Source organism: Cellulomonas sp. NPDC057328 (assembly GCF_042667215.1).
Lineage (GTDB): Bacteria > Actinomycetota > Actinomycetes > Actinomycetales > Cellulomonadaceae > Cellulomonas.
In genome coordinates, this window is record NZ_JBHUZW010000007.1 from 59,571 (window position 1) to 68,318 (window position 8,748).

At 77.0% G+C, this 8,748-nt stretch carries 7 protein-coding genes; 4 read left to right on the plus strand and 3 right to left on the minus strand.

The features are described 5' to 3' along the window. Nucleotides 1-5: 5 nt before the first annotated feature. On the plus strand, nucleotides 6-545 hold the full coding sequence (locus ACFUMH_RS02755; protein ID WP_378200044.1) for a TIGR00725 family protein: 540 nt from the start codon (nucleotides 6-8) through the stop codon (nucleotides 543-545). Between the two features lie 96 nt (nucleotides 546-641). Here ACFUMH_RS02755 and ACFUMH_RS02760 read toward each other — a convergent pair whose 3' ends face one another. Further along, nucleotides 642-1,529 (minus strand): NAD-dependent epimerase/dehydratase family protein, encoded by an 888-nt coding sequence (locus ACFUMH_RS02760; RefSeq protein WP_378200019.1) that lies wholly within the window; start codon nucleotides 1,527-1,529, stop codon nucleotides 642-644. A gap of 64 nt (nucleotides 1,530-1,593) precedes the next feature. On the opposite strand from ACFUMH_RS02760, the gene ACFUMH_RS02765 reads away from it, so the two are divergent. Together ACFUMH_RS02765 and ACFUMH_RS02770 are read left to right on the plus strand one after the other, a co-directional pair. After that, the gene (locus tag ACFUMH_RS02765; protein ID WP_378200022.1) at nucleotides 1,594-2,232 is read left to right on the plus strand and encodes a TetR/AcrR family transcriptional regulator; all 639 of its coding nucleotides are present in this window, start codon (nucleotides 1,594-1,596) and stop codon (nucleotides 2,230-2,232) included. An 80-nt stretch (nucleotides 2,233-2,312) separates the two neighbouring features. Further along, the gene (locus tag ACFUMH_RS02770) at nucleotides 2,313-3,071 is read left to right on the plus strand and encodes a uracil-DNA glycosylase (RefSeq protein ID WP_378200025.1); all 759 of its coding nucleotides are present in this window, start codon (nucleotides 2,313-2,315) and stop codon (nucleotides 3,069-3,071) included. 29 nt (nucleotides 3,072-3,100) lie between these two features. On the opposite strand, the gene ACFUMH_RS02775 is transcribed toward ACFUMH_RS02770, so the two are convergent. Together ACFUMH_RS02775 and ACFUMH_RS02780 are read right to left on the minus strand one after the other, a co-directional pair. Continuing rightward, nucleotides 3,101-3,604, minus strand: a complete 504-nt coding sequence (locus tag ACFUMH_RS02775) for an SgcJ/EcaC family oxidoreductase (RefSeq protein ID WP_378200029.1) — start codon at nucleotides 3,602-3,604, stop codon at nucleotides 3,101-3,103. Nucleotides 3,605-3,710: 106 nt separating this feature from the next. Beyond that, nucleotides 3,711-4,685 (minus strand): CPBP family intramembrane glutamic endopeptidase, encoded by a 975-nt coding sequence (locus ACFUMH_RS02780; RefSeq protein WP_378200032.1) that lies wholly within the window; start codon nucleotides 4,683-4,685, stop codon nucleotides 3,711-3,713. A 492-nt stretch (nucleotides 4,686-5,177) separates the two neighbouring features. On the opposite strand from ACFUMH_RS02780, the gene ACFUMH_RS02785 reads away from it, so the two are divergent. Then, a complete protein-coding gene (locus ACFUMH_RS02785) occupies nucleotides 5,178-8,717 on the plus strand; it encodes a choice-of-anchor I family protein (RefSeq protein ID WP_378200035.1) in 3,540 nt (1,179 codons plus the stop codon). Nucleotides 8,718-8,748 lie beyond the last annotated feature (31 nt).

The window sequence follows — 8,748 nt, forward strand, 5'->3', positions numbered from 1 at the left end:
TGAGCATGGACGCGGGCGCGGGCGCGGGCGCGGGCACCGGCACGGGTCGGGGCCGCGGTGCGGGCGGCGGTGCCGGGCGCGACCGCACGTACGTGGCCGTCGTCGGCCCCTCGGCGCCGACGCCCGTGCAGGAGCGGGACGCCGAGGAGCTCGGCGCGGGCCTCGCGGTCCGCGACCACGTCGTCGTGTGCGGCGGCCGCGGCGGCGTGATGGAGGCGGTCGCGCGCGGCGCGGCGGGCGCCGGCGGCGACGTCGTCGGCATCCTGCCGGGCACCGGGCGCGCCGACGCGAACCCGTACGTGACGATCGCCCTGCCCACCGGCCTGGGCGACGTGCGGAACACGCTGGTGGTGCGCGCGGCCGACGTCGTCGTGGCGGTCGGCACGTCGTGGGGCACGCTCAACGAGGTGGCGTTCGCCGTGTCCGTCGGCACTCCGGTGGTCGGCATCGGCGGATGGGCGCTGCCCGAGGCGGGCGGGCCGCAGCGCGTGCGGACGGTCGAGGAGGCGCTCGCGGCGGTCGACGAGCTGCTCGGGCAGCACTGACGCCGGAAGAGGTCGGTCACGTGACGACGACGCTGCACGCATCCGATGGCGCGTCGCCGGGCGGGACCGTCACGGACGGCCCCGCCCGCCACGACCTCAGGCGGTCGTCGTGCTGAGCGCGGCCGCGTAGGAGCCGGTCGCGAGGTCGTCGACGGCGGCGGGCCGGGTCGGCTCCCAACCCAGCGTCCGCGCGACCGGCGCCTGCACGACCTGGTCGAGCGCGAGCGCCTCGGCGAAGGCGTCGCCGAGCTCGGCGGCCGCGGAGTCGAGGGGCCACGCGGCGGCGGGGCCGTCGACCCCGGCGGCGCGGGCGGCCGCCGACGCGAGCAGGTCGGCGGGGACGCCGGGCTCGGCGACGCCGTGCAGGAGGGCGCCCGGCGTGGCGGCGTCGAGGGCGAGCGCGTAGAGGTCCGCGAGGTCGTCGACGTCGACCATCGGCCACCGCGGCGCGGGGTCGGCACCGACCCAGCGACCGTGCCCGAGCGCGCCGGCCCAGCCGACGAGCATCGCGGGGATCCCGCCGCCGCGGCCGTGCACCACGCCGGGCCGCACGACGACCGACCGCACGCCGCGGCCGGCGGCGGTGCGGACCCGGTCCTCGACCGCGGGACGGGCCGCGACGAGCGCGACGGGCGCGGTGGGGGAGTCCTCCCGGCCCTCCTCGGTGCGGCCGAGCACCCACACGCCGGACGTCCACAGCAGCGCACGCCCGCTGCCGGCGAGGGCGTCGACGAGCGCGTCGACGAGCGGCAGGTCCGCGTCGCCGAGCGGGGCGGCGGTGTGCACCACCGCGTCGACGTCCGGGGTGACGAGGGCGGCGACGGCAAGCGGGTCGGCCAGGTCGGCGCGCACGGGCGTGACGCGGGGCCGCGGGTCGGCGGGCGCGGTGCGGGACACGGCGGAGACGTGGTGGCCGTCGCGGACGAGGCGGTCGACGACGGCCGTGCCGACGTAGCCGGTCGCGCCGAGGACGAGGACGTGCATGGCGGTGCTCCCTCCGGTGAGGTCGCGGTGGTCGCGACCGAGTGAAGCGGACTACAGTCCGGTCATGGAGGAACGTAGCGGACCGGAGTCCGGATCGTCCACGGGTCGCGGCGGCGGCGTGCTGCCGGTCGTCGGCGCCCCCGTCCCGGAGCGGGCCGACGCCGCCCGGAACCGCGTCCGCGTGCTCGAGGCCGCAGCCGCCCTGCACGCCGAGGGGGGCGTCGCGGCGCTCACCACCGACGCCGTCGCCGCCCGTGCCGGCGTCGGTAAGGGCACGATCTACCGGCGGTTCACCGACAAGGGCGGCCTCGCGGCGGCCCTGCTCGACGAGCGCGGCCGGCGCCTGCAGGAGCGCATGCTCGCCGGCCCGCCACCCCTCGGGCCCGGCGCGCCGCCGCTGGACCGGCTCGCCGCGTTCGTCGTCGCCTACGTCGAGCACACGGTCGGGTCGCTCGACCTCGTCCTGCTCTCGGAGACCGCCACGCCGGGAGGCCGGCTCGCGAAGCCGGTGTACCCGTTCTGGCGCCGGCACGTCGAGGTGCTGCTCGAGGAGGCCGGCGCGCCGGCGCCGCGGACGCGCGCCGAGGCCCTGCTCGCCGCGCTCGCCGCGGAGCAGCTGCACGGCTGGACGGTCACCGGCGGGCGCGCGCCCGACGAGCTGGCGGCGGAGCTGGCGGACGTGGCGCGCGCGCTCGCGCGGTGAGGCGCGGGCGGGACGGGTGGGCGGGCCCGGTCGCGCCGGCAGCGGGCGCGCGCACCGGAGCGCTCGGCGATGATGGGCCGGTGACCAGCGTCGACGTGCCGCGTTCCGCCGCCGACGTCGTCCGCGCCGCCGGCACCGCGCCAGACCTGGCGACGCTCGACGCCCGCGTCGTGGACTGCTTCGCGTGCCCGCGGCTGGTCGCGTGGCGGGAGGCGGTGGCCGCCGAGCCGCGGGCGTCGTTCCGGGGTCAGACGTACTGGGCGCGTCCGGTGCCGGGGTTCGGCGACCCGCACGCGCGCGTGCAGGTGGTGGGCCTCGCGCCCGCCGCCCACGGGGCGAACCGCACGGGCCGCATGTTCACCGGCGACCGCTCGGGCGACTTCCTGTTCGCGGCGATGCACCGCGTCGGCATGGCGAACCAGCCGACGTCCGTCAGCGCGGACGACGGCCTGACGCTGACCGACGTGCGCGTGACGGCGCCTGTGCGCTGCGCGCCCCCCGCGAACGCGCCGACCCCGGAGGAGCGCCGCACGTGCGGCCCGTGGCTCGCGCGCGAGATCGAGGTCGTCGCGGCGCGCGTGCTCGTCGTGCTGGGCGGCTTCGGCTGGCAGGCGGTCCTGACGACCCTCGCGGAGCAGGGCTGGGACGTGCCGCGCCCGCGCCCGGTGTTCGCGCACGGCGCCGAGGTGGTGCTCGCGCGCCGTGACGCTTCCGACGACCGCACGCTCACCCTGCTCGGGTGCTTCCACGTCAGCCAGCAGAACACCTTCACCGGCCGCCTGACGCCGGACATGCTGGACGCGGTGCTGCGCCGGGCCCGCGAGCTCGCGGACGCCTGACCCGGGGCCCGGCGCGGCGGTTCAGTGCCTCACTCGCCGCCGGGGACCAGCGACGAGTGGTGCTCGACGATCTCCCAGCGCCCGTGGTCGCGCTCGTAGACGAACGTGAACCGGGCGTGGACGACGTCGCCCGTGGCGGCGAACGTGAACGTGTACAGCCCCGAGTGCGTGGCGACGTCCTTGCCGAGGACGCGCACCACGCCCTCGTCGATCGACCCGGACGGGTCGTTCGCCAGGAAGTTCTCGAAGTAGCCGACGCGCTCGGCGCTCGTGTCGTGGATGCCGGGTGCGAGCGTCGGCAGCAGGACGGCGTCGTCGGCGTACAGCGCGTCGACGCGCTCCGGGTCGCCGGTCGCGAGCGCGGCGTCCCACGTGGTGAACAGACGCCGGATCTCGGCCTTCGACGGTGCGCCGTGCTGTGCCGGGCGGGCGGCGCCGGCGGTGGTCGCGTGCTCGACGGCGACGGCGGCGCCCGTCCCGGAGGCGGCGACGACGGCCGCGACGGCGGCGGCGACCAACGGACGTGCGGGCATGGTGGGTCCTTCCCCCTGGGTGCGGAGCCTCGGTCGAGGCGCGCGTCCAGGGAAGCGACATACCCGCCCGAACGTCAACGAACACGCGTAGAACGGGCGCCGACATTCACCCCACGAGCGCGACCACCACGAGGTACCCGTTCGCGACGAGGTGCACCGCGATGGTCAGCCACGCGTTGCGGTACCGGGACCACAGGTAGCCGAGCGTCAACCCGAACGACCCCTGCACCACGAGCGCCGCGGCCACCTCGACGACGGGTCCCTGTCCCTGCCGCGTCCCCACGTGCATGAGCGCGAACACCAGCGTCGCGACCGCGATGCCGCCCCACCGCCCGAGCAGCGCCTCGAGCCGCGTCTGCAGCCACACCCGGTAGAACACCTCCTCCCCGATGCTCGCGGTGACCGCGGTGGCGACCGCCGCCGTCACGACGAGCTCGACGGGGTAGCCCGAGTAGTCGGGCGCCTCGACCCACGGCGCCGCCTGCGACACGAGCGTCCACGCGACGAGCACGACGGCCGGCGCCCACCACCGCCACGCACCCCGGGCCGGCACCGTGCGCATCGCGCCGCGCGTGAGCAGGACGACCAGGCCGGGCAGCGCGATCAGCAGGACGAGCTTGGCCAGGTGGTACCCCTCGGACCGCGCGAGGTCGCCCGCCGCGACGACGACCGGCAGCGCGACGGCGCACGCGAGCATGGCCACCACGGCGGACGTGAGGCGGCGCTCGCGGACGACGACCGGCGTGAGGTCGGGCGCGCGCGGCGGCAGCAGACGGATCAACGGCAGCGCGACCGCCGCGGGCAGCAGCACCGCCCAGTACGGCACCACGGGCGCGCCGGGGTCGGCGGACTCGCGCACGCCCGTGGGGCTGAGCACGAGGAGTGTCGCGAACGCGACCGCGGCGAGCACGGCGGCAGCTGCGGCGACGACGGTCCCGGCGCGGGCGTGCGGCGGCACGGGGGTCGGAGGCGCGGATCCCGACGGCACGCGGTCCGGCGGCAGGCGTCTCGGCTGGGAGAAGCTCGGCGGCAGGGAGCTCGGTGGCACGGGGTTCGGCGGCATGGTGTCCGACGGGCGCATGCGGCGACGCTAGGGACCGATCGTGAGCGCCCGCGTCGTCGGAACGGAGGAGCCGCGTCGGGACACTCCTCCGTCCCGACGAGACGAGAGGGACGACACCGGCGCGGGTCGGCCGCGCCGGTGCCGGTGAGATCGGCCGGGGCGACGAGACGGGTCGGTGCGGCGAGACGCCTCGGTGCGAGGGGCAAGCCCGCGGGGGATCGGTCGGGCCGTGCGAGGTCGGCGTGTCGCCACCGCGTCCGCGGGCGGAGGAGATGTCTTTTTCGGGCGTACGCACACGGTGCGCACACGGTGCGTACGCCCGTGGAGAGGATTCGTCCCGCCCGCCGACGCGCCGCACGGCGACACGCCGAGGTCGCGCGGCGCACGCCGTCCGCGCAGGTCACCGGACGTTCATCCCCGCGACTCCCGCCGGCGGGCCCGCGGTCGCGGGCGGCACCTAGCGTCCGTCCGTCCCGCCGGACCGCCGGCACCCGTGGAGGAAGGACTCCCGTGAGCGAGCTGCGCCCCCGCGCACCCCGACCCCGCCGGCGCGTGACCGCGACCGTCGCCGCGACGACGCTGCTGACGGCCGGGCTCGTGCCGGCTCTGCTGACGCCCGCGTCGGCGAACCTCGTCGCCGAGCCCGTGCGGCACGCCGTCCCGGACGCGGCCGTGACGCTGGAGCCCCTCGGCACGTACGAGACGGGCGTGCTCGACGCCTCGGCCGCCGAGATCGTCACCTTCCACGCCGGCACGCAGCGCCTGTTCGTCGTCAACGCGGAGTCCGGCGAGGTCGACGTGCTCGACGCGTCCGACCCGACCGCGCCGACGAAGGCCGGGACGATCGCCGTCGCGGGCATCAGCGACGCGCTCGGCACCGCGATCCCCGCCGGGGCGTCGGTCAACTCGGTCGCGGTGCGCGCGGACGGGCTCGTCGTCGTCGCCGTCGAGCACGCGACGAAGACGGAGCCGGGTTGGGTCGCGTTCCTCGACGCCGCGACGCTCCGCGTGCTCGGCGCAGTCCGCGTCGGCGTGCAGCCGGACAGCGTGGCCGTGTCGCCCGACGGCGCGTACGCCGTCACCGCGGACGAGGGCGAGCCGAGCGACGACTACACCGTCGACCCCGCCGGCTCGGTCAGCGTCGTCGCCCTGCCGGCCGGGACGGCGGCGCCCGCCCAGGGAGCCGTCCGCACCGCCGGGTTCGAGGCGTACGACGCGCCGGGCGCGCTGCCCGCGGGCGTGCGCGTCTTCGGCCCGACCGGCGCCGGGGCACCGCCGCTGCTGCCCTCGCTCAACCTCGAGCCGGAGTACGTCACCGTCGCCGGCGGCACCGCGTACGTGACGCTGCAGGAGGCGAACGCGCTCGCGACCGTCGACCTCGCGACCGCGCGCGTGACCGCCGTCCGCCCGCTCGGCACGCAGGACCACGGCGTCGTCCCGCTCGACCCGTCCGACCGCGACGGCGGCTTCGCGCCCCGCACCTACCCGGGCCTGCGCGGGCTGCACCAGCCCGACGCGATCGCGTCCTACCAGGCCGGCGGCAGCACGTACCTCGTCACCGCGAACGAGGGCGACGCCCGCGAGTGGGGCGACTACGCCGAGCCCGCGCGGGTCAAGGCGCTCGGCAAGGACGGGCTCGCGCCGGTGTGCGCGCCGCTCGCCGCCCTCACGGGCGACGCGGCGCTCGGCCGGCTGAACGTCTCCACGGCGTCGGGCCTCAACGCCGACGGCACCTGCTACGAGGAGCTGCACGCGTTCGGCTCCCGCTCGTTCTCCATCTGGACGACCGACGGCGCGCGGGTCTGGGACTCGGGCTCGTCGTTCGAGGAGATCACCCACGCGGCGGCGCCCGAGTTCGTGAACTCGAACCACTCGGAGTCGAACCTCGAGGGCCGCAGCGACGACAAGGGCCCCGAGCCCGAGGCCGTCACGATCGGCGCGGTCGACGGGCGCACGTACGCGTTCGTCGGCTTCGAGCGCGTCGGCGGCGTGGCGGTCTACGACGTCACGGACCCGCGCGCCGCGTCGTTCGTCAGCTACGTCAACAACCGGGACTTCTCCGTCTCGGTCGAGGACGGCGGCGACCTCGCTGCGGCGGGCGACCTCGGGCCGGAGTCCATCGCGTTCGTCGCGGCCGCCGACTCGCCGACCGGTGAGCCGATGATCGCCGTCGGCAACGAGGTCTCGGGCACCACGACGCTGTTCGCCGTCGAGACGGCGGCGCCCGCCGCCGACGACCTCGTCGAGCTGCAGCTGCTCGGCACCAACGACTTCCACGGCCGCCTCGAGGCCGACCTGCGCGGCGGCGTGGCCGGTGCGGCGGTGCTGTCGGGCGCGGTGCAGCAGCTGCGCGGCGAGAACCCCGACACGGTGTTCGTCTCCGCCGGTGACAACATCGGCGCGTCGACGTTCCCGTCGATGATCGCCCAGGACGTCCCGACGATCGACGTGCTGAACGCCGCCGGACTCGAGGTGTCGGCCGTCGGCAACCACGAGTTCGACCAGGGTCTCGACGACCTGACCGACCGCGTCCAGCCCCTCGCCGACTTCCCGTACCTGGGCGCCAACGTCTACCGCGCGGGCACCACCGACCCGGTCCTGCCCGAGTACGAGGTCGTCGAGCGCTCCGGTGTGCGCGTCGCTTTCGTCGGCGTCGTGACCGCCGAGACGCCCACGCTGGTCTCGCCGTCCGGCGTCGCGGGCCTCGACTTCGGCGACCCCGTCGCGGCGCTGGACCGCGTCGCCGCCGAGATCGAGGCGGAGGACCTCGCCGACGTGACCGTCGCGCTCGTGCACGACGGCGCGGAGGGCGGCGAGTGCACGGCCGTCGCCACCGAGGACAGCGACTTCGGCCGGGTCGTGCGGGACACGTCCGCGGACGTCGACGCGATCTTCTCGGCGCACACGCACCGCTCCTACGCGTGCGCGTTCCCGGTCGCCGGCACGGACGTGCTGCGCCCGGTCGTCCAGGGCGGCCAGTACGGCCAGAACCTGGCGCGCGTGGAGCTCACGTACGACACGGCGGCCGACCGCGTCGTCGCCGCGTCGCAGGACCTGCTGCCGATGGTCGTCGGCGGTGCGCCCGCCTACCCGGCCGACCCGGCCGTGCAGGGGATCGTCGACCGGGCCGTCGCCGACGCGGCGGAGACCGGCAACGAGGTGATCGGCTCGGTCACCGCCGACGTCCTGCGGGCGCGCAACGCCGCCGGCGAGGTCGACCGCTCGCTCGAGTCGCCGCTCGGCAACCTCGTCGCCGACATGCACCTGTGGGCGACGAGCACGGCCAACCCGGCGTTCGGCGGCACGCCCGCCGACCTCGCGGTGATGAACCCGGGCGGCCTGCGCGCCGACCTCGTCGGTGCCGCGAACGGGGACGTCACGTACCGCGCGGTCGCCGACGTGCAGCCGTTCGCCAACACGCTCGTGGTGGTCGACCTGACCGGCGCGCAGCTCGCCGAGCTCCTCGAGCAGCAGTGGGGCACGCCCGACGCGCCGCGCACGAAGCTGCACCTCGGCCTCTCGGCGAACGTCACCTACACGTACGACGAGGCGGCGCCCGTGGGGCAGCGCGTCGTCGAGGTGCGCGTCGGGGACCGCCCGGTCGACCCGGCGGCGACGTACCGCGTCACAGCGAACTCGTTCCTCGCCGGCGGCGGCGACGGGTTCGCGGCTCTCGCGGCCGGGGCGGCGCGCGCCGACTCCGGGCAGGTCGACCTCGCGGCGTCCGTGGCGTACGTGCGGGCGAGCAGCCCGGTGTCGCCGGCAGCGGTCGGTCGTGCGGTCGCGGTCGTCGCGGCGCCGCCGACCGGCACGCCGACGCCCGCGCCGGGCGGCGGTGCGGGCACGGGTGCGGGTGTGGGCGCCGGTACGGGTGCCGGCGCGACGGCAGGCGTGCGGCCCGGCACGGGTGAGTTCCCCGGCCGCCTGTCCGACACCGGTGCGGACGCGGTGTTCGCGCTCCTCGTCGGCCTCGGCCTGCTCGGCACGGGCGCCGCGGTGCTCGGCACCCGCCGCCGGCTGCGGTCGTCGGTGACGCCGGCGGCCGACTGAGACCCGTCGGGGCGCCGCGCGGGGGGCGCGG

What these genes read in the sequence shown, in the direction of transcription:
- ACFUMH_RS02755 (WP_378200044.1), top strand. Translation starts at nt 6, where the DNA reads ATGGACGCGGGCGCGGGCGCGGGCGCGGGCACCGGCACGGGTCGGGGC.
- ACFUMH_RS02760 (WP_378200019.1), bottom strand. Translation starts at nt 1,529, where the DNA reads ATGCACGTCCTCGTCCTCGGCGCGACCGGCTACGTCGGCACGGCCGTC.
- ACFUMH_RS02765 (WP_378200022.1), top strand. Translation starts at nt 1,594, where the DNA reads ATGGAGGAACGTAGCGGACCGGAGTCCGGATCGTCCACGGGTCGCGGC.
- ACFUMH_RS02775 (WP_378200029.1), bottom strand. Translation starts at nt 3,604, where the DNA reads ATGCCCGCACGTCCGTTGGTCGCCGCCGCCGTCGCGGCCGTCGTCGCC.
- ACFUMH_RS02780 (WP_378200032.1), bottom strand. Translation starts at nt 4,685, where the DNA reads ATGCGCCCGTCGGACACCATGCCGCCGAACCCCGTGCCACCGAGCTCC.